Annotated in this window: 23 protein-coding genes; 2 read left to right on the plus strand and 21 right to left on the minus strand. The window is 62.3% G+C overall.

Annotated features, from left to right (window positions below; translation table 11 throughout):
* The 9 genes from AAGW05_RS14340 to AAGW05_RS14380 form a co-directional block, all read right to left on the minus strand.
* Window positions 1-939, minus strand: coding sequence for a carbohydrate ABC transporter permease (locus AAGW05_RS14340; protein ID WP_411805227.1), 939 nt, complete (start codon window positions 937-939; stop codon window positions 1-3).
* Window positions 940-943: 4 nt separating this feature from the next.
* Window positions 944-2,236: an ABC transporter substrate-binding protein gene (locus AAGW05_RS14345; RefSeq protein ID WP_411805228.1), complete on the minus strand. Its 1,293-nt coding sequence runs from the start codon at window positions 2,234-2,236 to the stop codon at window positions 944-946.
* Window positions 2,237-2,325: 89 nt separating this feature from the next.
* Window positions 2,326-3,888: an aminomethyl-transferring glycine dehydrogenase subunit GcvPB gene (gcvPB, locus tag AAGW05_RS14350; protein ID WP_411805229.1), complete on the minus strand. Its 1,563-nt coding sequence runs from the start codon at window positions 3,886-3,888 to the stop codon at window positions 2,326-2,328.
* A gap of 1 nt (window position 3,889) precedes the next feature.
* Window positions 3,890-5,260 carry an aminomethyl-transferring glycine dehydrogenase subunit GcvPA gene (gcvPA, locus tag AAGW05_RS14355; RefSeq protein WP_411805230.1) on the minus strand — a complete coding sequence of 457 codons (1,371 nt, stop codon included), beginning with the start codon at window positions 5,258-5,260 and terminating at the stop codon, window positions 3,890-3,892.
* Window positions 5,261-5,449: 189 nt separating this feature from the next.
* Complete coding sequence (locus tag AAGW05_RS14360) at window positions 5,450-7,516, minus strand: beta-galactosidase (protein ID WP_411805231.1); 2,067 nt, start codon at window positions 7,514-7,516, stop codon at window positions 5,450-5,452.
* Complete coding sequence (locus tag AAGW05_RS14365; protein ID WP_411805232.1) at window positions 7,513-8,334, minus strand: carbohydrate ABC transporter permease; 822 nt, start codon at window positions 8,332-8,334, stop codon at window positions 7,513-7,515. Before AAGW05_RS14365 ends, AAGW05_RS14360 begins: the two co-directional genes overlap by 4 nt.
* Window positions 8,331-9,260, minus strand: coding sequence for a carbohydrate ABC transporter permease (locus tag AAGW05_RS14370; protein ID WP_411805233.1), 930 nt, complete (start codon window positions 9,258-9,260; stop codon window positions 8,331-8,333). Before AAGW05_RS14370 ends, AAGW05_RS14365 begins: the two co-directional genes overlap by 4 nt.
* Window positions 9,261-9,262: 2 nt before the next feature.
* On the minus strand, window positions 9,263-10,570 hold the full coding sequence (locus AAGW05_RS14375) for an ABC transporter substrate-binding protein (RefSeq protein ID WP_411805234.1): 1,308 nt from the start codon (window positions 10,568-10,570) through the stop codon (window positions 9,263-9,265).
* Between the two features lie 224 nt (window positions 10,571-10,794).
* Entirely contained in the window at window positions 10,795-10,992 is a 198-nt protein-coding gene (locus AAGW05_RS14380; protein WP_411805235.1) for a hypothetical protein, read from the minus strand.
* A gap of 337 nt (window positions 10,993-11,329) precedes the next feature.
* Between AAGW05_RS14380 and AAGW05_RS14385 the strand changes: the two genes are divergently transcribed.
* Complete coding sequence (locus tag AAGW05_RS14385; protein ID WP_411805236.1) at window positions 11,330-12,199, plus strand: aldo/keto reductase; 870 nt, start codon at window positions 11,330-11,332, stop codon at window positions 12,197-12,199.
* Window positions 12,200-12,275: 76 nt separating this feature from the next.
* Complete coding sequence (locus AAGW05_RS14390) at window positions 12,276-12,977, plus strand: type 1 glutamine amidotransferase domain-containing protein (RefSeq protein ID WP_411805237.1); 702 nt, start codon at window positions 12,276-12,278, stop codon at window positions 12,975-12,977.
* Between the two features lie 254 nt (window positions 12,978-13,231).
* Here AAGW05_RS14390 and AAGW05_RS14395 read toward each other — a convergent pair whose 3' ends face one another.
* The 12 genes from AAGW05_RS14395 to AAGW05_RS14450 all read right to left on the minus strand — a co-directional run bounded on the left by AAGW05_RS14395 (window position 13,232) and on the right by AAGW05_RS14450 (window position 26,628).
* Window positions 13,232-13,975: an SDR family NAD(P)-dependent oxidoreductase gene (locus tag AAGW05_RS14395; protein ID WP_411805238.1), complete on the minus strand. Its 744-nt coding sequence runs from the start codon at window positions 13,973-13,975 to the stop codon at window positions 13,232-13,234.
* Between the two features lie 84 nt (window positions 13,976-14,059).
* The gene (locus AAGW05_RS14400) at window positions 14,060-15,001 is read right to left on the minus strand and encodes a cytochrome b/b6 domain-containing protein (protein WP_411805239.1); all 942 of its coding nucleotides are present in this window, start codon (window positions 14,999-15,001) and stop codon (window positions 14,060-14,062) included.
* Between the two features lie 12 nt (window positions 15,002-15,013).
* A complete protein-coding gene (locus tag AAGW05_RS14405) occupies window positions 15,014-16,000 on the minus strand; it encodes an electron transfer flavoprotein subunit alpha/FixB family protein (protein WP_411805240.1) in 987 nt (328 codons plus the stop codon).
* 14 nt (window positions 16,001-16,014) lie between these two features.
* Window positions 16,015-16,785 carry an electron transfer flavoprotein subunit beta/FixA family protein gene (locus AAGW05_RS14410; protein ID WP_411805241.1) on the minus strand — a complete coding sequence of 257 codons (771 nt, stop codon included), beginning with the start codon at window positions 16,783-16,785 and terminating at the stop codon, window positions 16,015-16,017.
* Between the two features lie 25 nt (window positions 16,786-16,810).
* Window positions 16,811-17,704, minus strand: a complete 894-nt coding sequence (locus AAGW05_RS14415; protein WP_411805242.1) for a MaoC/PaaZ C-terminal domain-containing protein — start codon at window positions 17,702-17,704, stop codon at window positions 16,811-16,813.
* Between the two features lie 251 nt (window positions 17,705-17,955).
* Window positions 17,956-19,455, minus strand: coding sequence for an MFS transporter (locus tag AAGW05_RS14420; protein ID WP_411805243.1), 1,500 nt, complete (start codon window positions 19,453-19,455; stop codon window positions 17,956-17,958).
* A 238-nt stretch (window positions 19,456-19,693) separates the two neighbouring features.
* Window positions 19,694-21,175, minus strand: coding sequence for an aldehyde dehydrogenase family protein (locus tag AAGW05_RS14425; RefSeq protein WP_411805244.1), 1,482 nt, complete (start codon window positions 21,173-21,175; stop codon window positions 19,694-19,696).
* Window position 21,176: 1 nt separating this feature from the next.
* Window positions 21,177-21,608 (minus strand): Zn-ribbon domain-containing OB-fold protein, encoded by a 432-nt coding sequence (locus tag AAGW05_RS14430; protein ID WP_411805245.1) that lies wholly within the window; start codon window positions 21,606-21,608, stop codon window positions 21,177-21,179.
* A gap of 9 nt (window positions 21,609-21,617) precedes the next feature.
* A complete protein-coding gene (locus AAGW05_RS14435; RefSeq protein WP_411805246.1) occupies window positions 21,618-22,823 on the minus strand; it encodes a thiolase family protein in 1,206 nt (401 codons plus the stop codon).
* A gap of 97 nt (window positions 22,824-22,920) precedes the next feature.
* Window positions 22,921-23,742, minus strand: coding sequence for a VOC family protein (locus tag AAGW05_RS14440; protein ID WP_411805247.1), 822 nt, complete (start codon window positions 23,740-23,742; stop codon window positions 22,921-22,923).
* A 37-nt stretch (window positions 23,743-23,779) separates the two neighbouring features.
* Window positions 23,780-24,394 (minus strand): TetR/AcrR family transcriptional regulator, encoded by a 615-nt coding sequence (locus AAGW05_RS14445; RefSeq protein ID WP_411805248.1) that lies wholly within the window; start codon window positions 24,392-24,394, stop codon window positions 23,780-23,782.
* An 80-nt stretch (window positions 24,395-24,474) separates the two neighbouring features.
* Window positions 24,475-26,628, minus strand: coding sequence for an acetate--CoA ligase family protein (locus AAGW05_RS14450; RefSeq protein ID WP_411805249.1), 2,154 nt, complete (start codon window positions 26,626-26,628; stop codon window positions 24,475-24,477).
* Window positions 26,629-26,708: the final 80 nt, after the last annotated feature.

The following is a 26,708-nucleotide window of genomic DNA, read 5'->3' on the forward strand; positions in this document are numbered from 1 at the left end:
TCAGCTTTCGTAGTGAACGAATCGGCGCTGCAGGCCAAGCTGCACGGCGGTGACGACCAGGGTCAGGACCAGCAGGATGATGGATGCCGCGCTGGCCATGCCGAATTGGAAGTGGACAAAGCCTTCGTCATAGATCTGGTACACGATGGTCCTAGCTGAGTTTTCCGGTCCCCCGCCCTTGGTCAGGATGAAGACTACGTCGAAGGTCTGGAAGGAACTGATGACGGCAACGACGGTGGAGAAGAACACCACCGGGGACAGCAACGGCAGCCTGACCTGCAGCATGGTGCGCAGTGGTCCGGCGCCGTCAACCCGTGCGGCCTCAAGGACATTCGGGTTGATGCCCTGCAGGCCCGCCAGGAAAATGATGACGTTCAAGCCCAATGAAGACCAGATGGTCACAATACTCACTGCCAGCAGCACGAAGCGGGGGTCACCGAGCCAGTTCGGACCTGGGATGCCGAAGACTTTGGTGAAGGCCTCGTTGAGCGGGCCGTCGGCCCGCAGGATCTGCTGCCACACTAGTGAAACGGCGATGGAACTAGTCATCACGGGGGCAAAGTACAGCAGCAGGTATCCGGTGCGCCCGCGCAGCCGATCCAGTCCGACCGCCACCAACAAGGACAATGCCAAACCCACCGGCACCGTGACCAGCGCCAAGCCCAGTGTGTTCAGGATGGAGCGCAGAAAGACAGGGTCGCCAAGCTGCGCCTGGAAGTTGGCAAATCCCACCCAGGTGAGCTCGGTCAGGCCGTCCCATTGGGCAAAAGCCAGCACCAGCCCCACCGCGAACGGCAGCAGGACGAACGCAATCATCCCGATCAGCTGCGGGCTGACGAAGACCAGCCCCCACCAGCGGTCACGTTTGCGCCAGCCAGCTTCCGGGCGTTCGACCAGCTCGGCACCAGCGGTGTTGGCCCTGGTCATGACGGCGGTCACGGCGTCAAACCGCCTTTTGCATCAACTTGGCCACGGCGGCGATGGTGTCGGGCGCACTGGCTTTGCCCTGGTACATGGTGAGCATGGCGGTGCTGACGTCAGAGGAGAGCCCGGGAACCCTGGCTTCCTGGGAGAAATCCTCAAATCCCGTGTCCGTCATCTCCAGGAACGACTTGGCATGGGCAGGGTAGTTACCGTCCAGGACCACAGAGTCTGCGCCCTTAACGGACGGGACGGCGTTGCCGCCTTCTGCCAGACGGAGCGTCTGGCCCTTGGCGCTAAGGAAGTCCCCAACGAAGGATTTGGCCGCGTCTGGTGCCTTCGTCTTGGCGTTGATAACCAAATAGGACGCGGCGACACCTGACGGACCCGGCTTGCCGGAGACGGTGGGCCAAGGGGCGATGTCGTAGTCGTCCTTGCTCCCGGACTGTTCGGCGGTGGCAATGCCGTACCGCCCCTGGACGTAAAAGCCAGCCTTGTGCGAGACGAAGAGGCTATCTGCACCGGAACCGTCCGGCAGGGTATCAGCCACCGTGAACGACTTGCTGGTGAAAGCGTCGGCAAGCGATTGGATGGCTGCGACACTCTTGGGATCCTGCGGCAGTACGAACGTTCCGGCGGCGTCGAAGACCTGTCCGCCGTGGGCAGCGACCCAGCTCCAATGCGTGGACCAGTAGTTCCAGAACATGGCACCGGTCATGCCCTTGGCAGCCAGTTTGGTGCACATGGCCAGGAACGTATCGATGCTCCAGGTGCCGGCCGCGGCGAGCTCTGCCGGGTTCTCCGTGATGCCGGCCGCGGCCAACGCTTTTTTGTCGAACCAGAAGACGTCCGGGTTGCAGTCGTTGGGAAGGGCAAAAAGCCCCTTGTCCGTCTTCCCTGCACCAAACAGGGCCGGGTTGAAGTCATCCATTTTGACGTTTGTTTCTGCACCGCTAACCACAGGGGTCAAGTCCATGAGCACGCCAGCGGAAACAAATTTTCCGATGTGGTCATCCCCTACGTAGAAAACGTCCGGTGCGGTGCCGGACGTGAGCTGGGTCAGGAGCTTGGAGTGATAGTCCGAGTAGGAAGGCACCATCTGCAAGGTCGCCTCAATGCTGGGATTGTCCGTCTTGAACTGGGTGTTGAACTTCTTGAAGCGTTGCCCCTCCTCCGGCGTGCCCCAGGTGGACCAGGTAATTTTGGAGGAGGCGTTACCGCCGGCAGCGCCGCCACAAGCTGTGACTGCCAGCAAGGTGCCAACGCCCAGGGCGCCTGCAACGAAATTCCGACGACTTAAAGGGATGCGGTTCACGGGATACTCCTGGTTCGTTGGTGCTTGATGGGATGGAGCCGTTCGACGGCGGCACGCATGGCGCCTGCCGCCGTCGAACGTTTCTTGCCTTAGTTACTCAAATGCTTCTTCTGGTAGGCGCGCCACGTGATGGCCCAGCGGGCCGGATCATCCAGGTCGTCGTGGTGGATGTGGTGCACTGTCTGGTTGTGAGGTGCGGAACGGACCAGCTCCGGGTTGGTCCGCGCCTCCTGTGCCACATGCGCCAGCACAGCCACGTATTCGTCGATCTCCGCTTTCGAGTACGACTCGGTGGGCTCCAGTGTGAACGGCTGCGGGACAATATAGGGGTGATGGCTGGTCCAGTAGTGCATTCCGAAGTCGGACATGCGGATGCCGATTTCCTCCGAGGAGATGCCGGTCTCCTCAAAGAGCTCCTGCCAGGAGTAGCGGACCTGCTCAATGCGGCGTTTGCCCTGCGCATAGGGAGCGCAGACGCCGGGAATTTCCAACACCTTGGCCAGCAGGTAGTTGTTGTTCAGCACGGCAATCTCGGCGACCTGACGCAATCCGTCCGCACCGAGCGCCATAATCCAGGCGTAGGCGCGGACGATGTTCGGGGCCACACCGAAGAACGGGGCCACGACGCCCACCGACTGCGGGTGGTCGCGATTGATGACGAACTTCTCCCCCACCTTGTCAATGGTCGGGCCAGGCAGGAAAGGCACCAGTTTCTCGGACACGCAGCTGGCACCGGCACCCGGTCCGCCGCTGGCATGTGGGGTGCCGAATGTCTTGTGCAGATTGAAGTGACATAAGTCGAACCCGGCGTCAGAGGCACGGGTGATGCCCAGGATGCCGTTGGCGTTGGCCTGATCATAGGCGGCAAGTGCACCCACCTCATGGACAATGTCCACGAATTCGCGGATCTTGGCGTTGTAGATGCCGGTGTCTTCGGGGTTGGTGATCATCAGCGCCGCGGTCCGCGGGGATACCGCTGCCCTGAGCGCGTCAATGTCCGGATAACCGTCGGCGTCGGGCATCAGCGTGATGACTTTGTAACCGGCGGCCTTTGCACAGGCGGCGTTGGAGGGGTGGGAGAAGATCGTGGTGATGACCTCGTCACGCACCTCGCCCTCGCCGTTGGACTCGTGATAGGCGCGGATCATGGCGATGTTGGCCCAAATCGCTGCCGACCCGCCCTGGGTTTGCAGGCTGACCCTGCTCATACCCGAGATCTCCGCGAGCATCTGCTCCAGGCGCCAGAAGATTTCCAGCACCCCCTGGATGCTGTCTTCGTCCTGCAGCGGGTGAACATCCATAAGCTTGGGCGTGCGGATGATGGTCTCATTGACCTTGGGGCTGTACTTCATGGTGCAGGTGCCCTGGCCGATGTCAATGTTGAAGTCGGCGCCCAGGTTTTCCTGGCTCACGCGCAGGTAATGGCGCACCACCCGCATCTGGGCCATTTCCGGCAGTGCCGGCGCAACGGCCCGCCGCAGTGGGGCAAGGCGGTCCTCGCGCAGGGCCAGAGCCTCAGAGGTTGCGGGCTCGGGTTGCTGGACGAGAATGCCGCGCTCTCCGGGGGTGGTCAGTTCGAAAATGATCGGCTCATCCCACCGTGCTTGGTGGAAACGGCGCAGGGCGGGCTTGGGGGCGACGGGAAGTGCCATCTTAGTTCTCCTTCAAAACGGCAGTCAGGGTGGCGGCAAGGGTGTCGATGTCCGCAGCGGTTATCTGTTCGGTCACGCAGACCAGCAGGCGGTTGCCGGGAAGGACGACGCCGGGTTCGATACCGCGGGCACGCAAGGCCGTGACAGCCTCGGTGCTGGTCAATGTTGCGCCGGAAAAGTCGACGGCGATCTCGCGCAGGTGAAGGGCGGAGTCACACAGTTCCAGGCCATCTACAGAGGCGAGCTGCTGCGCGGCGTAGGCGGTGCGTGCCAGCAGGGTTTCGCCGAGCTCCGCCATGCCGGTGGGGCCCATCGAGGCCAGGTAGACACCGGCCGCAATCCCCCACAGGGCGGCAGCGGTGCCCACCCATTCCTTCCCTTCTTCACGCAGGGCGAAGGAGGTGCGGTCCCAGGCGACGTCGCCGAAACCGTACTCGCCTTCGACGTCGGTGGATTCGAGGCCGAAGAGCCGGGACGGCATTTCCAGCACGAAGGTGGGGTCGTCGTGGACGGCGATGAAGCCGCCGCGTCCTCCTCCGAACCACTGGTGGATGCCCAGGGACTGGATGTCGCCGCAGACGATGTCGGCCCCCCAGTCTGCGGGCGGAGTCAGCGCACCATAGGCGATGGGGTCGGTGCCGACCACGGCGAGCGCCCCGGCGTCGTGGGCCAGCTCGGCCAGCTTGGCGCCCTGTTCCTCCAAGGCACCGTGGAAGCTGGGCGTCTGGATCCAAACCGCGGCAGTGTCGGCGCCGATGGCCAATGTGGCGGCTTCAAGGTCGGCAGTGCCGTTGTACGTGGGGACGATGTGCAGGTCCATGAAGGAGCGCACGTAGTCGGAAACCTTGGAGAGCGTGTCCGGGTTGGCGTCACTGACCAGGACGATGCCGCGGCGGCCTGTGATGCGACCGGCCATGGCCAGTGCCGTGGCAGTCGCCTGCATGCCGTCGTAGGTGGGGACGTTGACGACGTCCATGTTCAACAGCTCCGCCATCATGGACTGGTACTCGAACAACGCCTGGAAACGGCCGTGGTCCTCGTACGGCTCCCCGGCGTAGGCGGTCAGGAATTCACTGCGGCCGATGACCTCGTCGACCACGGACGGCACGTAGTGGTTGTACGTCCCGGCGCCCAGAAAAGTCAGGGTTTCGCGGGTGCTGGTGTTCTTGTTCAGCAACGAGCTGACATGACGCTCCAGCTCAGCCTCGGCCAGGAAGGGCGCCGGCAGGTTCAGGCTGCCTTGTACACGCAAACTGGCCGGGATGTCCGCGTAAAACTCCTCGATGTTGGCGGCGCCGACGGCAGCCAGCATTTCGTCCCGGACGGCCGGGACCGAGTTCGGGATGTAGGGGTGGGTTACTGGGTGGTTCATGGATTCACCTCGGGTGTGGTGGCGGATGTACCGCAGCATGGTGCGACAAGAGTTGCTGCATTCTGTATACAGTACACATTATACGGAAGGTTTTATGCAGTCAAGATTTAGGCGGGGAATTATTTCATTCCGCCCCGCCGGTAAATGCCGGGGCGGGGCGGAGGTCAAGGTTCTCGCGGAAACCCGGGTCTAGACGGCCTGAAGCTGGGCTCCTTCGGCAACCACGCTCACGGCATCGGCATGGTCGTGTTGGACGACCATGACTCCGCGGGCGGCAAGCTCGAGAAGTCTCCCGGCGCCGGGTTCCGCGTCGGCTCCGCCGACCAGAATGGCCGCACCGGCGGGCACGGAGACATCCACGGCCGACGCCGAACGGTTAAGCACGAAGGTGAAGGAAGCCTCGGTGCCGCGGCGGACCACGACTTCAAGTTCGGGCCCAGCGCTTGAGCGAACGGAGACGCCGGATTCGCCGAGGATCCGCCGCACCAGCGTGAGCAGGCCGGCATCGGCCAGGCAGCTGCTCAGGTACCAGGCGGAGCCGGCACCGTGTTGGCGCACTGTCACGGCCGGCCGGCCGTCCAGCTCACCGCCGCAGTAGCTCGCCACGGTGTGGGCGTCCACGGCGTCGAGCCATTCGCTGACAGTGTGCACCTCATGCCGCACTCCATCCATCAGGACGTGACCGGTGTCGCCGTCGGGCAGCGGCCACACCTCGTCCACCTCGACGCCCAGCAGCGGGCGCAGCGGGCCGGGCGCCCCGCCCGGGTGCACGTGGTCGTTACGGTCAACCACGCCGGAGAACGCACCGACGACGACGGTCCCGCCGGCAGCAGCGTACGCCTCCAGTTGGTCGGCCAGCTCCGGGGTGGTCAGGTACAGATTGGGCACCAGCAGCACCTTGTAGCTCGACCAGTCGGCGCCGGCGCGGACGAGGTCCACCGTGACGCCCAGGTTGAAGGTGGCGCGATGCCACGCCCGGGCCTGGCCAATCCAGCTCAACCGGTTGGTGGGCAGCGAATCCGGCGCGGCCAAGGCCCACTTGGCGTCCCAATCCAAGAGCATGGCGACGTCCGCCACCACACGGCTGCCCTTCAGCGCGCCAAACTGGCGCAGTTCGGCGCCGAGTTGGCTGCATTCCTGGAACGTCCGGCTCGCCTCACCGCGGTGCCCCAGGATGGCGGCATGGAATTTTTCCGGACCGAACTTGGCGGCCCGCCATTGGAAGTACATGACGCCGTCGGCGCCGTGGGCCAGCGCCTGGTAGCTGTCCAGCCGCATGACTCCGGGTGCCTTGGGCACGTTGACTTCGCGCCAGCTGACGGCGCTGGCCGACTGCTCCAGCAGCAGCCAGGGGGCGCCACCCTTGGCGCCGCGCATGAGCGCGTAGTTCAGGGATGCGTCCACGTGAGCGCCGGGATCTGCCGGATCCGGATAGGCGTCGTCGGTGACGATGTCCTCGGCGTCGGCGAAGGCGAAGTAGTCGAGGTCGTGCAGGATGGACATGAAGTTGGTGGTCACCGGAAGATCCGGGGTGACCTCGCGGAGCACGTCAACCTCCGAGGTGAACAGTTCCAACATGGCATCGGAGGAAAAACGCTCGAAGTCGAGCCGTTGGGTGGAGTTGATCGGGCCGGTGGATTCGCGCGGCGGTTCGATCGCCTCGAAGTCGAGGTAATGCTGGCCCCAGCAGCTGGTGCCCCACGCCTCGTTCAGTGCCTCGATGGTGGTGTACTTGGCGCGCAGCCAGCTGCGGAAGTGGACTGCGGAGGCGTCGCACCAGCAGCGTGCGACGTGGTCGCCGTATTCGTTGGAGACATGCCAGAGGCGCACCGCAGGGTGTTTGCCGTAACGTTCGGCCATGGCGCGGGTGAGCCGCAGCGCGTACTGACTGAAAATCGGCGAACTGAAGCAGTACGCCTGCCGGGAGCCAAATTCCAGGTTGGTGCCGTCGGCGGTGACCGGCAGGATTTCCGGATATTTGCGAATGAGCCACGCCGGCGGGGTTGCGGTGGCCGTCGCCAGGTCGACGGCGATGCCCGCGCCGTGCAGCAACTCGATGACGTCATCGAGCCAGCCGAAGGCAAAGTGGCCCTCTTCCGGTTCCAGCAGCGGCCACGAAAAGACGGAAACGGTGATGAAGTTGACCCCGGCCTGGCGCATCAGCCGGATGTCTTCCTCCCACACCTCCCGCGGCCATTGCTCCGGATTGTAGTCGCCACCAAAGGCGATGCCATCTAGATTAAGCGTCCGGGTCATCCCTTGACCGCCCCTCCCATAAGTCCTGATACGAATTGTTTTTGGAAAATAATGAAGACGATCAGCAGTGGCAGTGTGGCCAGCAGAGATCCGAGCATCAGGCCGGAGTAATCCACTCTGGACAGCCCGATCATGGTGTTCAACGCCACCGGCAGGGTGTACTTGTCTTCGGTGTTGAGCATCAGCAGAGGCCAGATGAAGGAGTTCCACTGGCTGATGAACGTGTAAATTATCAGCGCCGCAAGCTGGGGCCTGGCAACCGGCAGCACAATGCGGTAAAAAGTCTTCAGTTCGCCCGCGCCGTCAATGCGGGCCGACTCGATGAGGCTGTCCGGGAAGTCCAGGAACGCCTGTCGCATGAGGAAGATGCCGAAGGCGTTGGCCAGGAACGGCACGATCAGGGCTTGGTAGCTGTTGACCCAGCCCAGGCTCGCCATCATCTGGAACAGGGGCACCAACAGCACCTGCATGGGGATCATCATGGTCAGCAGGACGGCAGCGAGCACCAGGCCACGACCGCGGAAGCGGAATTTTGCCAGGCCGTAGCCGCACATGGCGCTGACCACCGAGGAAAAGACGGTGTAGATGACAGCCACAAGCAGCGAGTTCACCATGACCTGGGAGAAGTTGGTTTCCTGCTGGAGCCGGGCAAGGTTGTTCCACAGCTCCCCACCAGGCAGCACCGGCAGCGGCGTCGCGAACACGTCCGCCGTCGTATGCGTTGAAGCAATAACCATCCACAGGAACGGGATGATGCTCAGGCCTGCACCGACCAGCAGGACTATATAGACCGGAAGCCTTTTGAGCGCTTGTGTCATTTCTTCTCTTTCATGATCACGAACTGCACCACGGAAACCACGGCGATGATGGCTACCAGCAGCCAGGCGATGGCGGAGGCGTAGCCAAAGTCGAACTGCTGGAAACCTACCTTGTACAGGTACAGAACGGGGGTCAGGGTGGCGTTGTTGGGCCCGCCACCGGTAAGGATGAAGTTTTCATCAAACAGCTGCAACGCGCCAATGGTGGAAGTGATGGAGCTGAAGAGGAGCACGGGGCGAAGTTGCGGGATGACGATCTTGGTGAAGATCGCCCAGCGGCCGGCGCCGTCGATACGGGCGGCCTCGTAGAGCTCAGATGGGATTCCTTGAAGGCCGGCCAAGATGATGATCATGTTGTAACCGGTCCAGCGCCAGGTGATCGAGGCGATCAGCGCTACACGTGACCAGGCTTCGCTGTTGAGCCAGTCCACCGCAGACATGCCGAACATGCCCAGAATTTGATTAACGGCGCCGCCGTCGGTGGCGAGCATGACTCGGAAGACAAGCGAGTAGGCCACGAGCGTTGTCACGGCTGGCAAGAAATGGAGAGCGCGGAATCCTGTGCGGAAGCGCAGCCATGACTGGTTGAGCAGGTAGGCCAATCCCAATGCGATGCAAACCATCAAGGGCACTTGGATGACCAGGATCAGGCCAACGTTGAACAGGCTTTTAGCCACCAGCGGGTCGTGGAACAGGCGCATGTATTGCGCCCCTCCCACCCACGTTGATTCACCACCGTTGGTTGAGAAGAAGCTCTGCCACAGGGAGGACAGGAGCGGATAAAGAAAGAAGATGGCGAAGAGGGCGACTGCCGGCAGGACAAACCAATAGCCGGGCCGACGGCGTCGAGCTGAGCCATGCGCCCCCGCCCGGCCGCCCGCATTTGCGGACGGCCGTCGGGAGTGTCGAAGAAGGGTGCTGGCCATGGCTACTGGGCAATCTTTCGACCCGTTGCGGTTGCAATCTGCTCGGCGGCAGATTGCAGCGCCGCGGCAGGGTCCTGGTGGTTGAGGACCGAGGCAACTACGGCGTTGGAGACAATGTCCCCGGCCTTGGCGTTGTCACTGGTGTACGTGATTGACGGGATCTTGGTGGTTTGCGCGGCGAAGAGTTCATAGACCTTTTCGCCACCGAAGTACGCCTGAGGCTCGTGGAACAGCGGCGCATTAAGTGCCGGCAAGTAGGACGGGAACAAGCCTTCGTCCTTCATCATGGAAACCTGATTGTCCTTGTTCGCCAGCATGAACTTGACGAAGGAGCCAGCCAGCTGCGGATTCTTGGCCTGAGCGGGGACGGCCAGGGTTGAACCGCCGTCATTGGAGGTTTGCGTGCCGCCGGAAGTGAAGGCAGGCAACGGTACCACTGTGAACTTTCCTGCCAGTTCGGGCATTTCGCCCGTGAGTGTGCCAATCCACCAGACTGCCGATGGCATAACAGCAGTTTTGCCGTTCTTGGTTGCCGTCACGCGGCCGTCCCAGCCCTTGACGTTATCCAAAAGACCTTTGTCGTTCATAGTTTTAATCAGCGTCAGGGCCTTGACGGCGGCCGGGGAGGTCAGGTTTATCCCACCCTCGGGGGTAAAGATGCCCTGGCCCTGCTGCTGGAGCAGCATTTGAAATAGGCTGCCAGTGGAAAGATCAGTGGAGATCAAGGCGTGGCCCGTCGCAGCCTTCACCTTCTCGCCAGCCGAAATCAGGTCATCCCATGTCGCGAGCTGATGGGGATCAACACCTGCAGCCTTGAAGTAATCGGTCCGCACGTACAGTGCGACGGTGCCGGAATCCCACGGCATGGACAGCAGCTGGCCGTCGCTGTTGGAGGAGGCCGAGACCTTCGAAGGATCGAATTCACTTTTCGCATCGCCCACCAACGGGGTGAGGTCAGTGAAGGCTTTGGGGAACTGGTGTATGTAAGCGGGCATGTGGTCCGTTTCAACGGTGACAACGTCCGGGAGTCCGCTCTTGGCCTGCAGCGCGACGGACATCTTGTCATAGGCGTTGTCATATCCGATGTCCACCACATTGATGGTCGTGCCCGGGTGCTCTTTGGTGTACGACGACGCCAACCGCTTCAACGCCGTTGCAGCCACGTCCCAACTCCAGACGGTGATCTGCCCTGTCACATCGGCCTCCGGGTTCAATTTGGCACCCACGACTGAAGGGCCACCGCCGCTCGCGCAACCAGTGAGCAGTGTCAGCGCCACCAGAGGCGCGAAAAACTTCAATGATTTAAGCATTTGACTTCCTTGTCCGACCTATAATTCTGTATACAGTACACACTGTACGTTGCTATGAATGTGAGTACCAACACTTAAGGCAATTAAAGTTTCGGCGTTGTCACGAACTGAGATCTCAGGCGCAGACGCTTTGTGGGCTCTCCTCGCTTGGATTCGCCTATTCGGGCAGGCCGCGAATGCAAGGTCAGCCCTGGGTTCGGCTGGGTGCTGTGGGCTGGCCAGGACTACTCGGCGGTGAGCTCGGTGTTGGCGAACACGACACCGTCACGGTCGCTGGTGGCCATGACGATGCGTCCGCCCATGCGTTGCGTCACGAAGAACAGCGTCCTGCCGATCTTGACGACGCCGCTGGAATAGACACAGAGGTTCTGCTTGCCTGTGTCCGTGGCATGGGACACGGTGCCGCTGGTCTTCTCGATCACGCTTCAGCTTTGTCTGACGCGGGGGGAACTCCCACCCAACTGCGGCAGGACCTCGAGCAAAGCCAATCAGCGGCGTCCACGGTCAATGCTGTGCTTCCAATTTTGCTAGTGGCCGCTCACTGTCAGCCCGCAATCAGCTGAATTTACGGAACCGACCTTCGGTACGCCGACGCGGGTACTGGCTCGTTGAAACACTTCACACTGATCCTTAAAGAGGTGCGTCCCTGGATCGCAGCGGTTGGGGTTGCGTTCGGCCGCGCCGCTTAAGAACGGCGGCGCGATGTCCAGGACGCTTCATTTAGGGAATACGCGGCAGACTTCGGGGGTTGTCGCCCCTATGAACCAAGACAACTCACAGAATCCGGAACTATCAACCACCATCGATCTGTTGGATCTGGGCAGGGTCCATCGTCTCGGGTTCGGTGCGATGCGCATCGTCGGGGACGGCGTCTGGGGTGAGCCTGCGGATCGGGGTGCCGCGATCGCCGTCGTACGCCGTGCTGTGGAACTCGGGGTCGACTTCATTGACACCGCTGATTCCTATGGACCAAATATTAGCGAGGAGATCCTGGCCGAGGCGCTGCACCCGTACAAGGATGGCTTAAAGATCGCCACCAAGGTCGGCTTTACCCGGACAGGACCCGACGTGTGGGTTCCGGTGGGCCGAGCCGAGTACCTGCGCCAGCAGACCGAGCTGAGCCTGCGCAAACTCAAAGTGGATTCCTTGGATTTGCTGCAGTTGCACCGGATCGACCCCAAGGTGGACCCGGAAGAGCAATTCACTCTCCTGCGTGACCTGCAAAAAGAGGGAAAGGTCAAGGCGCTGGGCCTCTCGCAGGTCAGCGTGGCCGAGCTCGAGGAAGCCGGAAAGTACTTCACCGTCTCCACCGTGCAGAACCGCTACAACCTCACGGACCGCAGTTCCGAGGACGTCCTGAACTACGCCGAGCAGAACGGGATCGGCTTTATCCCTTGGGCGCCGATCTCAGCTGGTGAGCTGGCACAGCCCGGCGGACCTCTGGATAAGGCCGCGAAGCGGCTCGGTGCCACCACGTCTCAGGTGGCCTTGGCATGGTTGTTGCGACGTTCGCCGGTCATGATGCCAATTCCCGGCACCAGCTCCGTGAAACACCTCGAAGAGAATCTGGGTGCGGCCACCGTCGTACTCGATGACGACACCTACGCCGAACTCGAAGCGGCGCGCTGACCGCTTTCCACCGCTGGCAGCAACAACACAACAACATCCGCTGGCCCGGAAGGGCTGGCAGATTAGGAGCAAGAACATGGCAAACATACTGATGGTTGTTTCCGCAGCCGATTCCCTCACCATGCGGGACGGCAGCGAACATCCCACCGGATACTGGGCAGAAGAGCTAGTGGTTTCTCACAAAACCCTGCTCGAAGCCGGCCACACGGTTCACATCGCAACTCCCGGAGGCGTGAAGCCCACCGTGGACCAGGTGAGCCTCATGGACGATCCGGCAGGGGGCAAGGAAAGGGCAGACGGTTTCCGTGATTACATCGCTTCGATAGACGCCGAGCTGAGCGCCCCGCTGGTCCTGGCCGAGGTGAGCGCCGAGACCTACGACGGCGTTGTCATGCCCGGTGGACACGGGCCCATGACTGATCTCTACAAGGACGCGGATCTGGGTAGTCTGCTGATCGCAGCCAACAAGGCCGGTAAGATTGTTGCGCCGTTCTGCCACGGTCCGGCAGGCCTGCTCAGCGCGGTGGATGACGAAGGTACGTTCGCTTTCGAGGGGCGGCGCCTGACAGTGTTCACCAACGAGGAAGAACTCAATGGCGGCACAGGGCCCAACACTCCCTGGTTCGTCGAGGACGCACTGAGTGAAAAGGGCGCCATCATCGAAAACGCTGCCCCCTGGAGCTCGCATGTTATCCGCGACGGCAACCTCATCACCGGACAGAACCCCCAGTCCAGCGAGGACGTCGCGAAGGAAGTCATCAAAGCACTCCAGAAATAACGTCTGACTGGGACGGGTCCGGCCACGCCGGGCCCGTCTCAGCCAATCCACCCCCAGGTGAAGGTGTGCCTAGCTCGCCAAGGCAGCTAACGGGCACACCTAACACTGTTCCTGGACGTGTTGCGTCCTCGATCTGAACCACCGGGTTAGGTCCGGCCTCGCCACAAATAATACGGCGGCATGATTCCCGGGACGGGGCAGTCCCCACCTTCAGAAGTAGCCGTGTCCAATGTGGAACAAATAGCTTGGGCGGATTAGTAGACCTTGTTGGCTCCACCGTCCGCCATGAGGGTTTGGCCGGTCATATACCGTGAATCGTCAGAGAGCAGGAATGCGACGATCGGGGCGACATCTGCTTCGGGATCTCCGAAGCGCCCCAGGGGAACCTTTGCGAGGGAGTCCTTGTACATCTCAGGGAACGCCTCGCTCCATGCCTTTACCCCTGGGGTCAATGCCATGGGTGAGACGACGTTGACGCGGATGTTGTCCTTGGCCCATTCGTTGGCCGTGACACGGGACAGCCCGCGGATGGCTTCCTTGGCTGACGCGTAGGCAGCCTGGGTCTGTTGCCCGACTATGGCCGAGCCCGAGCCGAAGTTCACGACCGAGCCGCCGTTGACGGCCAGCAGCGGGTACGCTGCCGCCATGAACTGGCGGGTGGCACGGAAACCTGTGTTGAAGGAAAGGTCCCACTGTTCCTCGGTCAGGTCATTGAACATGGCCTGTCGCGACGCATGGGCGTTGTTGACCAGCCCGTCCAGCCCGCCAAAGGTTGCGCCCGCCAGTTCGACGGCGGCCACTGCAACCGACTTCTCGCTGACATCGCCCAAGACGAACTGGATGTTCACACCAAGATCCTGTTTAAGGGCTTCCCCCGCATCTCCGTTGACATCAACCGCCACGACCTTGGCGCCGCGGGCCACCAACACCCTGGAAATCGCACCCCCAATTCCCGAAGCCCCACCGGTGACGACGACTATCTTGTTCTCGAGCTGCATGCTGACTCCTTGGTTTTCGATGGTTGAATCTCTCGATCCTTAGGTTGCGGACTTGGTGGACAATTCTGGCCGAAGTCGCAGCGCCTATTTGGAAATTTTGCCCATGGTGCCCGCGATGGGCCGCAGGAAGAGGGGCCGGGCCATGAAGCACGCCCCCACCATGACGGCGAGCGAGGCGGCGAATATTCCAAAGCCCAGCCAGCCGGCGTCTTGGCGAGCGGCGAACATGTGGTTCAGGTTTGCCAACGCCCCCGTACACAGCACGAGCGCCACGTGCATGATGACGAAGCCGCTGAAAAACACCATGACGGGGAAGTGGATCTTGCGGGCCATTTCGATGGGGAGGGCCTTCGAGAGCGCTATCTTCTCCTTGGGCCAGGCCGGGCTCATGCGCAGGCCAGTGATGGCGGCCAAAGGAGCCGCGATGAACACCACGGCAAAGTAGGCCAGGACCTGCAGGGCGTTGTAGTAAACCCAGCCGTTTTCCACCGGCCAGCTCAGCGACGCATATTGCAATCCGGCACTGAGCGCGTTGGGAAAGATGTCCCAGCTTGTGGGCACAATCCTCATCCAGGCACCGGTGGCAAACAGCAGAATTACAAACACTGCGCCATTGAGCAGCCACAGGACATCCACGCTCAAGTGGAACCACAGTTCCAAGCTGATCTTGGCCGGCTTGGTCTTCGTCTTCAGCAGCCCTGTGTTCTTCCGGGTCCAGTACGCCTTGGGCCGGGCAGTGGTCCGCACCTGCCAGCCCGATCTGATGATGAGCACCAGGAAGAAGGCATTGAGGAAGTGCTGCCAGCTAAGCCACGCGGGAATCCCCACGGGTGCGTTCGCGGGCAGTTCGCTGTGGCCGGGGAACTGCAGCAGGAAGTCTTGGATGGGCGCCAATTCGCGGGCCCATCGGGCAAAAATCACGACGGCGGCCAGCGCCACCACTGCGGCAGCGGCCCACGCGGCCGGTCCAAGCCAGCGCTTGTGCCTACCCTGGGATTGTGGTGTGGGCTTGGTTAGCAGTGACACAGGCCAACCTCCCTAGACGCCCGCGGGAACGCCGCTGCGTGCTGCAATGGCCTCCCGCAGTTGAGGCAGGACCGTGAACAGGTCCCCGACAATGCCAAAGTCGGCGACGTCGAAGATCGGGGCGTCGGCGTCTTCGTTGATGGCCACAATCCGCTTGGCCGTCTGCATGCCGGCCCGGTGCTGGATGGCGCCGGAGATGCCCACGGCAAGGTACAGTTCGGGCGAAACACTCACACCGGTCTGGCCCACCTGGCAGCTCTGCGGGACATATCCGGCGTCGACAGCCGCTCGGGACGCCCCCAATCCAGCCCCGAGCATGTCGGCCAGTTCCTCAATCAGCTCAAAGTTTTCCTTCGAGCCCAGGCCGCGGCCCCCTGAGACCACGATCCGGGCCGACCGGAGCTCGGGACGGCCCGAACCTGCCGCTTCCACCCGCGCATCCGTGATGACTGCGGCCCCCTGATTGGAAACATCCACCTGGCGCACCTCCACCACGGGTGAGGTAACTGCCGTGGCAGGCGCGGAACCGCTGGAGGAGACGGTGACCAGCGCGATCCCTGCGCCAACACCGGATTCGGTCGTATAGCTTCCACCGAAAATCGAATGGCTTGCCACGATCTGGCCGCCGTTCATGGTGATGTCAACGGCGTCGAGAATCACAGCGTGACCGGTGCGGGCTGCGAGGCGGCCAATGACTTCGCGCGCAGTCGGACTCGTGGAGGCCAGCACGGCAGCAGGTGCATGGCTGGCTATGGCCTCGGCCAGTGCAGCCACCGATGCTGCTGCGACGAGGTTTGACGACGCCGGGCACTCACCGAGCACCACCACGGCCGCCCCCAGCCCGCCCAGTTCGGCAACGAGCTCGCCGGAGTCGCCCGGGGGCGCGGCCAGGACGGCGACGGGCTCGCCGAGGCGTGTTGCCAGGCTGAGCAGGTGGGCCGTAGTGGAGCGCAGCGATCCGTCCGCTGCAAGTTCAATGTTGACAAGAATGTTGCTCATGATGGGCAGCCCTTTCAGATCAGGTTTTCGGCGCTGAGGAAATCAGCGAGTTGTGTGGCCGCAGTTCCGTCGTCAATAACCTTCATGCCGGCTGTGCGGGCGGGGCGCAGACTCGTGGACAGAACCACGTTGCCGTTTGCCTGGCTGGAGGCCGAATGCCCAAGCTGCGCGGCGCTGACAACCGATACTGGCTTTCGCTTGGCGGTCATGATGCCCTTGAACTTGGGGAACCGTGCCTCGGCGGAACTCTCGGTGATGGAAATGACGGCCGGGAGCTCTCCTGCCAGTGTCTGGATGCTTTCGGCGTCCCGGCGCTGCCCGGACACCCTGCCGCGCTCGATGACAACGGTGTCCAGTGAGCCCAGGTACGGGTGCGCCAGCAATTCGGCAATCATGGCCGGCACAACGCCGCCGCGGCCGTCGGTGGACTCGTTGCCGGCAACGACGAGGTCAAATCCGCCTCCTTGCAACGCGCCGGTCAGCGCCTTGGCGGTTGTGAGGGCGTCGGAGCCTGCAAAGGTGTCGTCCAGCACGTGGATGGCCGAGTCGACTCCCATGGACAGAGCCTTGCGCAGCGCTTCCGTGGCCGTTCCGGGGCCCATCGTGACGGCCACAATCTCTACCGACTTGTCGGCATCCTTTTCACGCAGCGCAATTTCCAGGGCACGCTCGGTGATTTCATCGGCAACACGGTCGCTGGCAGCCCTGTCCACGGCACCGGATGCGGTCAGCTTCCTGTCCTCGCCGGTATCTGGGACCTGCTTGATCAGTACTGCAATCTTCATGGTTTTCCTTCCCGTCCAGACGGCCCTAGGCCGTTGCTGCTTCCAGTTCTTCGGTGGTGGTGCCCGGTTCGGCGGTGCGGTGCGTGTAGGTACCCCGGTCCAGGACAACGGTGTCCGCCACCCGGACCTGGAACTCTGCGCCGGTTTCGGTCTTCCAGATGCTGATGGACAGCTCGTCGCCAGGCACCACGGGTGAGGCAAAGCGGACACTGAGCGAGCCGAATACGGCCGGCTCCGAGTCACAGAGCTGCTCCAGGATTACCCGGCCGGCAAATCCCATGGTGCACAGACCGTGGAGGATCGGCTTGTCAAAGCCGACCATCTTGGCTAGCTGCGGATCTGAATGGAGCGGGTTCGTATCGCCGTTAAGACGGTAGAGGAGGGCCTGGTCAAGGGTGGTTTTTTCCACGACCGTCACATCTGCCGGGCGGATTGGAACCTCCCAGCTTTCGGACGGCCCCGTTGGCCCGTTGAAGCCGCCCTCGCCACGGATGATCATGGTGGTCACGCTCGTGGCCACGAGTTCACGCGTCCTCGGGTCAAGCACTTCCGTGCTCAGCTCGATGATCGCGTTTTTTCCCTTGTCATACACGGCGCTCATGCCACTGACGGGGACCACGGTTCCACTGGCGGGCAAAGCCCGGTGCAGTGTGATCTGCTGGCCGCCGTGCAGGATCTGTGAGAGCTTGAAGTCGCCCAGCTGATCCATGGGGCCCGCCGAGGAGCCCAACAACACCGCGAACGTGGGCAGGACCTTTTGCTCGATGCCACGCGAATTTTCGGTGGTGAAGGCCAAATTCTTCAACTGGTCGCTGGCACCGGCGCCCACGCTCAGCGCATACAAAAGCGCATCTTTTGACGTCCAGGAGAAGGGCTCCCCCTCATTTTTCTTTCCAATGTTGTGCATGTGGATCGCCACTGCCCTGCTCCTTTCACGGGGTGTCCCCCAACGATTCAGCCGGCCACCCGGAGGTGGCGTGGATCACTCTAGATAAAATACTATAACGAGATTCTAGTTCTTGTCTACGGCTGGGCCGCCCAAGTTTCGTACATCCCTGCACTGGTCCGAACCCACATGATGAGACGAGGCGCCCTGCCTGCCCCGAAAAGGGTAGGTTGGCAGAGCGCCTCGTGGTCCGCTGCGCTCCGCGCAGCACAGACGGAACCGGTTCAGTCGGCGGCCATCACGGGAACCTGGGCCGGTGTTCCGCGCCGGATGGCACGCTCCTGAGTTGTTTCCGGAACCCACTGCACGGGATGACGTTTCAGGAGCAGGGCTACACCAACGGCCAGCACCGCGAACACGAGCACGAAGACAAAGCTTGCGCTGATGCCGCCCTGAGCCACCACGGTGGTCTCCGGGTTCTGGTAGCTGGCAAGGATGATGGCTCCAACGGCCGTGGCCGCGGACTGGCCGATGTTGCGGACCATCGTGTTGGTGCCGGCTGTTTCCGAGGTGTGGGTTTCCGGGATGGCTTCAATGAGCACATTGGGCAGTGCGCCGAAGGTCAACGAGATGCCAATGCCGTTCAGGGCCATGGCCAGGCAGAATGCCACCACGTTGCCGTAAGTGAGAAGGATGATCGGTATGACAACTGCCATGAGGATGAGTCCGCCAATGAAGACCGATCGTGCGCCGAGGCGGAACGCCAGCTTGCCACCCAAGGGCGAGAAGAGGTAGCCGACAACGGCCGTCAGTGCGCTGAAAATACCTGCTGCCGCGGGGGTGAAGCCCAGACCAAAGCCCAGCGTCGTCGGGTACTGCAAAACCATTTGGGTGGGGACCGACATGCCCCCGATGGGGCCCAGGGCAGCGAGCATGGTGGCCGTCATGACGAGAGCGATCTGGCGGTTCTTGAACATCCTCAGGTTCACAATGGGAGACTCAATGCGCAATTCCCACCAAACCCACAGGGCTGCGACGACGATGCCCACGGCCATCAGGCCAAGGAACTCGACCGAGCCAAAGCCGGTCTTCGAGACGTTGGAGAGTGCCAGCAGGATTGCGCTGACGGCGATCGGCAGCAGGACAGCGCCGAGGTAGTCGGGCTTGTCCTTGCTGGGGATTAGTGTGTCGCGGGGAATCACCGCCATGATGGCCACTGCCGAAATCACGGCAAGCACTGCTGAGAAGATGAAGATCAGGTGCCAGGAGAAGAGCTGGATCATGGCACCGGCAATGAATGCCCCTCCTGCGCCTGCGATCAGGGCAGAGGCTCCGATCATGGAGACGCCCACGGGGATGCGTTCCTTGGCCATGTGTTCGCGTGCCAGCCCGAAGGCCAGCCCCATCAAGGCACCAGCGGTGCCCTGGATCGCACGGCCCAGGATGATCATGCCCAGGCTGCCGCCGATCAGGGAGATCACCGAGCCGGCGCAGGCGATCATCAAGACGATAACCATGACCTTTCGACGTCCGTACATGTCGCCGAAACGCCCGCCCATGACACCTGCGGAAGCGGAAACCAGGAGGTAGGCCGTGACAACCCAGGCCACTGTGCTGGCATCAACGTGGAATTCCTTGATCAAGGTGGGCAGCGTTACGTACATCATGGACAGTTCAAAGGCCGAGACAACCTCGGCCAGGATAAGAACTGTCACCACGGCGGCGAATCCGGGGCGCTTGAGATTTTGCAGGGGTCCGGATTTCCGGAGGTTAGCGAAGGACATCTTTGTCCAGCCTTTCGTGGGTGTGCTGAAAAGAAAGTGGTTGTGCCCTCACGGAATCCGCAGGCAATGTAACGAACATTCTTTGAAACGGCGGACGAACATGATGGTGTTGGCCCGGCCGTTCCCCGCCTGCGCTGCCGCATGAGGCAGCACAGGCGGTTTTGACACGCTTCCCCAAGGCACACCGTGGACCGGTGGGCCATGGGTCAAAAAGGGAGAAGCAGTTTGAGCAGGGTGCCTAGTTGGCGCCGTAGGCGACGGACTTGGTCCAGAAGAACTCCTCGAGCCCTTCCAAACCGCCTTCGTTGCCATTGCCGGAGTGGCCGATACCACCGAAGGGGCGCTCGGCCACTGCATTGGGTGCCCCGTTGACCACCACTTCGCCGGTTTCCAACGCTTCCACGACGCGCATGGCGCGCTTGGCGTCCGAGGTCCACACGTATCCGGAAAGTCCGTAGTCGGTGCCGTTGGCCAGGGCCACGGCATCGGCTTCGTCACTGAAGCGCAATATGGCCAGCACTGGGCCGAAGACTTCCTGCCGGGCCAGTTCACTCTGCCTGTCGACGTCGGCAACAACCGTCGGCGGATAGTAGTAGCCATCGGCTAGCTCCCCGCCCAGGCGGCTTCCGCCGGTCAGGACGCGGGCGCCGTCGTTCCGTGCCTGAGCCACCATGGACTCGATGCGGTCGATTGCGCCCTGGTTGATGACAGGTCCGCAAACTGTGTCCAGCTCAAGCGGGCTGCCCACCGTGAAGGAACTGGCAATCTCCGCCACTCTGGCCGCGAACTGTTCGTAAATGGACTCCTGCACCAGCAGGCGAGTGGGCAGCGCGCAGCCTTGGCCGGTCATGATCCCAAACGCCATGAAGGCCGCGTGCAACGCGGCTGCTTCAAGGTCGGCATCGGCAAACACTAGATTCGCAGATTTTCCACCCAGCTCCAGCAGGACGGGCTTGAACGTGCGTGCGCACTCGGCCGTGATCTTCCGTGCCGTGTCGGGGCCTCCGGTGAAGGACACCTTTTTGACCAGCGGGTGGCTGACAAGGGCGGAGCCGGCGTCGGCGCCGCCGGTGACAACGTTGAACACGCCGTCGGGAATGCCAGCCTCGCGGATCAGGTCGGCAAAGAGCATGGCGCTGAACGGAGTCAATTCGCTCGGTTTGGCCACCACGGTGTTGCCGGCCGCCAACGCGGCCGGAACCTTCATGGCCAGCGACATAAGCGGCGCGTTCCACGTGATGATGATGCCAATCACACCGTAGGGTTGGCGCAGTGTGTGCCCGAAGGAACCACCGGCGCCGGCCACCGACGTGACACGGCCCAGCGGCAGCTTGTCGGCCCAGCCAGCGTAGTACCGAATCCACTCGACCGCGGCGCCCACCATAAGTTTCGCCGTACGTGCCGGAGTGCCGTTATCCGCCGTGGCCAGGGCGGCGAACTCGCCGGTATGCTCTTCCACAAGGTCCGCCAGCTTCAGCAGCGCGCGGGCCCGTTGAACTGCGGGGGTTGACTTCCACACCGAAAATGCCTCATGTGAGTTACAGACGGCTTCGTCAACATCGGCTGCGCTGGCCAGGGGCACCGTGGCATCAGCAAGGCCCGTGGCCGGGTTGATGTGGTGGTGGGTGCCGGAGCCCGTGGCACGTGAGGTGGACCCAATGCGCAGGGTCACTTCCGGCAGCACGAATCCGGGTGCCCTCTGCTCGGTCGCAATACTCATCTCAGGCCTCAGCTTCGTAGCGGAGCATGGTGACGTCCGCTTCGGGATAGTCGCAGAACACAGGCTTGACCCGCATGCCGATCTTCACGTCCTCGAAGGGAACGTTGACAAGCTCCGTGGAGAACTTGGGACCCTCGTCCCACTGCACAACGGCCAAGACCATGGGACCCGCCGCGGCAAAGTGCGGCGACACCGGCCGTGTGGTGATGGTGTACGTGTACAGCGTTCCAGCCCCGGAGATCTCCCGCCATTGAAGGTCGTCGGCCAGAGTGCCCGGCGCCAGCGGGCGTGGGTAAAAGATGTATTCACCCAGCGACGGGGAGTACTGGATACGGATCTTGTGCTCAGCCAGTGCGTCCCAGAATGGCTGGGTCAACGGGGTGGGGACGGGAAGCGGCTGTGTTAAGGCCGGAGGTGTGTAAGTGGTGCTCATGGTGTGTTCCTATTCCCCTTCGAAAATTAGTGCTGTTTGCTCGCTCATGATGCCGCCGTTGCCGGTGACAAAGGCACGGTTGCAGTCAGCGACCTGTGCCTCGCCGGCGCGCCCCATGATCTGGCGGACGCCGTCGATCACGTGGTGCATGCCGCCGGCAATGCCCGCCTGGCCAAAGGACAGCTGACCGCCGGCCGTATTCATCGGGAAGTCGCCACGGAACGTCAAGTCGTGCTCGTTCACGAACTGCATGCCTTTGCCCTTTTCGGCAAAGCCGGCATCCTCCAGGCTCATGAGCACGGTGATGGAGTAGCAGTCGTAGATGGAGACCATGTCCACCTCGTCCCGGGTGATCCCGGCCATGCTGAACGCCTGGTCTGCAGCATGGACCATGGGCGAGTACATGAGGTCCTTGGCATAGGTGGGTGTCTTGTAGGGGACTCGCTCACCAAAGCCCTTGATCCAGACGGGCCGGTTCTTGGACTTGGCGGCCATTTCCTTGTTGCCAATCACCACGGCCGCGCCGCCCTGGCAGGGCATCACAATTTCCAGCATGTGCAGCGGGTCAGCCACCATCGGGGAGTCCAAGACGTCCTGGGCTGTGATGGGCTTGCCATGGAAAATGGCGTCCGGTGTGGCACAGGCGTTGGTGCGCTGGTCCACGGCAATCTTTGCCATGGCCAGCTCGTCGTAGCCAAATTCGTAGCCGTAGCGTTTGGCGATCTGGGCGTAGGGGCCGTTCTGCCCAAGGTTTGCGTACGGGATCTCAAATTCCGCCTGCGGCGAGCCGTACTTGTTGGAGGAAGCACCAAAGTACATGGAATCTTCCATCACAAAGGGGTGGCGCTCGTGGGTGGGCACCTCGTGCGTCCCCGGGAAGGTGACCAGGACGGCGTCGCACAAGCCAAGTTCGACGGCGGCCGCGGCACGCCAGACAGCGGCGGCCGAGCCTGCCCCGCCCAGGTCAACGATCTCGGCAAAGTTCGCATCGATGCCCAGGTATTCCGTGATGGTGGACGGCACAAACATGCTGGCTTCACCAATCAGGGGTGTGACAATGCCGTTCACATCGCTAGCGTCCAGCCCGGCATCGTCCAGCGCGGCCTTGGAAAGCCTGGCCCACTGTTCTAAGTTGAAGGTTTTTTCGCGGGCAAGTTTGCGCTGCGGTGGCAATTCGTAAAAGCCAAGGATTGCGGCTTCTCCTCGAAGTCCCATGGTGATCTCCTTAAATATTCGTTCATTTTCATCCTCTGCACCTGTTTTTGGGTGTACGGGATGGTGATCTGTTGGTGGTTGCATGGACGTGCTGGAGCTAAGGGCTGGCGCCGGCGGGAACATTCGCCAGGACTGAGATTTTCAGGCCAATCTCTGGATGGTCAACGCCCGCGGCCAGCACGGCAGCCAGGTGTTCCGGGAAGTCCCGAGGCGAGAAGTCCGTGTCTGCCGGAAGGGCCAGAATCCCTTGGATTCCACCATTTCCTGATGCGTCACCTATCTCTGAGAGCAGCAAATCGGCGCCCTCGTCCCAGTAGAAGCCCGCGGTTGCGGCGCCCATATTAGTGGAGTACTCCCGGGCACCAAGAACATCGCGCAGAACAGCACCGGCCTGCGACAAATGGGTGACGTTCCCATAAATAAGCGGGATCTGCAGGGGCACGGTGTCGTTCTGCTCCCACGGGCAGGCGAGGCCACCGCCGTCGTCCGTTCCGGTCAGCTCTTCCACACTCAGGGGCGCCTGCACCATCTGGGCAAGGAAACCCAGCCCCGTATCTCGGGGGTGCAGGAAAGCCTCCTGCCATTGGGGGTGCTCCAAGTTGACCAGGATCGGCTCGATCCCGGCTTCCTGCGCTCTGGCAATGGCCGCACGGATGTCATGGACCTTGAACGTGATGTGGTGCGGGGCGGCATGTCCATCATTCTCGGAAAGAAAACGTTGAATGAACGAGTGTTCCCCGCTGCCGGGTTCCAGAAGCTCCAGCCGCATGTCCTGCGCCACCGCCAGCTGGCAGGGACTGAAGGCTTCCATGTGGAAGCCGCTGGCCCAGCGGGCACCCAGCTCGCGGTTCAGGACGGCACCGGCCGGTGCCCACGAAGGGACCGCGATGGCCAGGTGGTCAAGCTCGTGGGCGCTCATGCCCCCACCTCCCCGCAGGGTGCGTCCGGCGCGGCGACTAGGCGGTTTCGGCCTCGAATTGCGCCAGCCGCAATCCGACCATCTGCACGAATCTGTCCGAGATCCGCAGAGCCTCGCCCATGGTCTTGTCCCCTGACAGCAGTCTGGCGACCAGGTCCATCAACACGCACCAGACCATGGCCGTAATGTCCGAGGCCTCGTCGTGCGGCAGCATCGAGAGGTCCGAGAGAATGGGTTCCTCGAGCACCGTGCCCAGCTGCTGCATGAGCGCGGCGACGTCGGGATCGTTCGTGGAGCGCAGCATCAGGATTGCCTTGTAGAAATTCGGCTGCCGTTCGAACGCAGCCAACGCCATGCGCAACCGCCGGGAGATGCACTCTATCGTGTTGAGGTTCTCCGCCTGTGCCGGCTCCGCCGCGTTGAACGGCAGGCTCCAGTCGTAGACCACATTCGCATACAGGTGTTCCTTCGAGGAGAAGTACCTGTAGAGCGTTCCCAGTGCGACGTTTGATTCTGCTGCGACGTCGCGAATCTGGATCGATTCGTACTCGTGGTTGCGTAGCAGCGATTTCGCGGCATCCAGGATCCGTTGCCGTCGCAGCTTTTGATAGGCGGGAAGCTCGGTCCTTTCCCCAGATAGTACTCCGGTCATGGTTCGCCTCCTGCGTAAATATCCGGTTGGCTACCAACGCTACCACCGGGCCTTGGCGCACTGGGGTTCGACGCTTCGCATTAGGGCTGCTTCCAGCGAACTAAGGCGTCGAGAGCCTCAATCTCGTCGCCGGCAACGCGCAGCGGGTTGATTTCAAGCTCTTCCAGCTCGTCACCGAGGCCCACGGCCACCTGAGAAATCCGGAAGATAACTTCGGCCAGTTCATTCAGGTCCGTCGCCGGATTTCCACGGAAACCCTTGAGTAGGTCAATGCCCTTGAGAGAATCGAGCATGCGGCGGATCTCCACCGGCCCCACGGGCAGCAGACGCAACGCGGAGTCCTTGAGGATCTCCACCATGACACCGCCAAATCCCACCGCGAGCACCAGTCCCCATTGCGGGTCCCGGACGATTCCCACGAGCAGCTCGTTTCCGGCGGGCCGCATGGGCGAGACAGCCACACCCTGGATGTGTGCCTCCGGGGCGAGAACTGCCACGGAATCCATGATGAAGTCGTAAGCCTCGGTGACGGCCTCGGCGTCGCGCAGCATGAGCCGGACGCCGCCCACCTCCGTCTTGTGGGCAATGTCTTCGGAGGCCACCTTCAGGACCACCGGATAGCCCATGTCCTGCGCCGCCGCTACGGCGTCCGAGGCCGAGGTAGCTATGGCGGCCGGAACATAGGGAACGCCGTGCCCGCGCAGGAACGCACCGGCCTCAATTTCGCTCCAACTCTCGGCACCGGATGGCTTCACAATGATCTCTGCCGGCGCCACGACGGGGTCGGTGGCGAGTTCATCAGAGCGCTTGCTCCACCAGGCGCTGCGTGCCACGGCAGGGATGCCACGGTCAAAGGAGTCCGAAGCATGCGGCAGGCCGTGTTTGTTGGCGAAGGCACGCCCAAAATCGGTGACCTCGGTGGGCAGGAAGCTCATCCCGATAACGGGCTTCGGGGATGAGGTGAGCTGGCGGTGCAGTTCATCTTGGTTGAGGAGCCCCATGTCTGCCATGGGCTGGTTCATGGGCCAGCTGCTGTTGATCACGATGAAGTCAAAGTTGTCATCGTCGATGAAACACTGGTTGGCCTTGGTGATGATGGTCGGGTCAACCGAAATGTATCCGGTGGTGTCCATGGGGTTGTTGACGGTGGAGAACGTGGGCAGGCCGGCCTCATGCAGGGCCCGCACCGTTTTCTCGGCCGGGGCGGGCATGTCCAGTCCCGCTTCTTCGGCCTTCTCGGCGATCAGTGCGCACATGGCGCCGGATCCTGTCACCACGCCCATGCGGCTACCGGAAATCCGGCCGTGGGATTCCATGATGCCGGCGGTGGCCACGAGGTCCTCGATGTTGTCCACCCGCACCACGCCGAACTGCCTGCACGCGGCATCGATGATCCTGTCATCCCCCACGAGCGAGCCGGTGTGGGCGGCTGCCACGCGGGCGGAGGCCTCCCCACGCCCGGCCTTGAACACCACGATTGGCTTGCCGGCCAGGCGGGCGCGTTTAGCCACGGACAAGAAGTGCCCCGGGTCGGAGATTTGCTCCAGGTAGGCGGCAATGACGCGGGTGTCCGGGTCTTCAACGAGCATGTCCATGACGTCAATGGCGGTAATCATGGCCTCATTGCCCACCGTGACGGCCGTGGAACAACCCACCCCGCGGGAGGCCATGTGCGGCAGCAGGTAGATGGCCAGGGCCCCTGACTGGCTGGCTACGCCAACACCGCCGGGAATCATGGGCATCTGCGTCATGTGGCTGAACGCGGCCACCTTCGCGTGGGAGTTCACGAAGCCCAGGTTGTTCGGGCCCAGGATGAGCTGGTCGGCTTCACGGGCCCGCTCCACGAGCTTCGCCTGCAGCGCTTGGCCCTCCGCTCCTGCCTCGCCGAGACCGGAAGCAAGCATGATCAGGTTGCGGATGCCCTTGACCCTGGCCTCTTCAAGGATGGTCTCCAACGAGTTGACGCCGGTAAGCACAATGGCCAGATCGGGTACGTCGGGCAGTTCGGCGATCGAGGTGAACGACGGCTGGCCGTGGCACTCCTCGCCACGCCGGTTGACCATGAACAGCTCCCCCTCAAAACCGCCTGCCAGGAGGTTGGAATGGGTGAAGTGGGACCAGCTGGACTTCGTGTTGGCGCCGATAATGACAATGCTTCGGGGCTCAACAAGCTCCCTCAGCCGTGCTGTGTCAAGGTTCTTCAATGTGGCGGCCTCGCCTGTCATCGTTGTCATGCGAAAAGTGTTCCTTTCGGTGAAACTTAGATTACTGAAGGATTGTTCCTCGCCGCAGTGTTCCCGCGGTCGGTGCGGTG

The organism is Arthrobacter sp. LAPM80, assembly GCF_046736435.1.
Classification (GTDB): Bacteria; Actinomycetota; Actinomycetes; order Actinomycetales; family Micrococcaceae; genus Specibacter.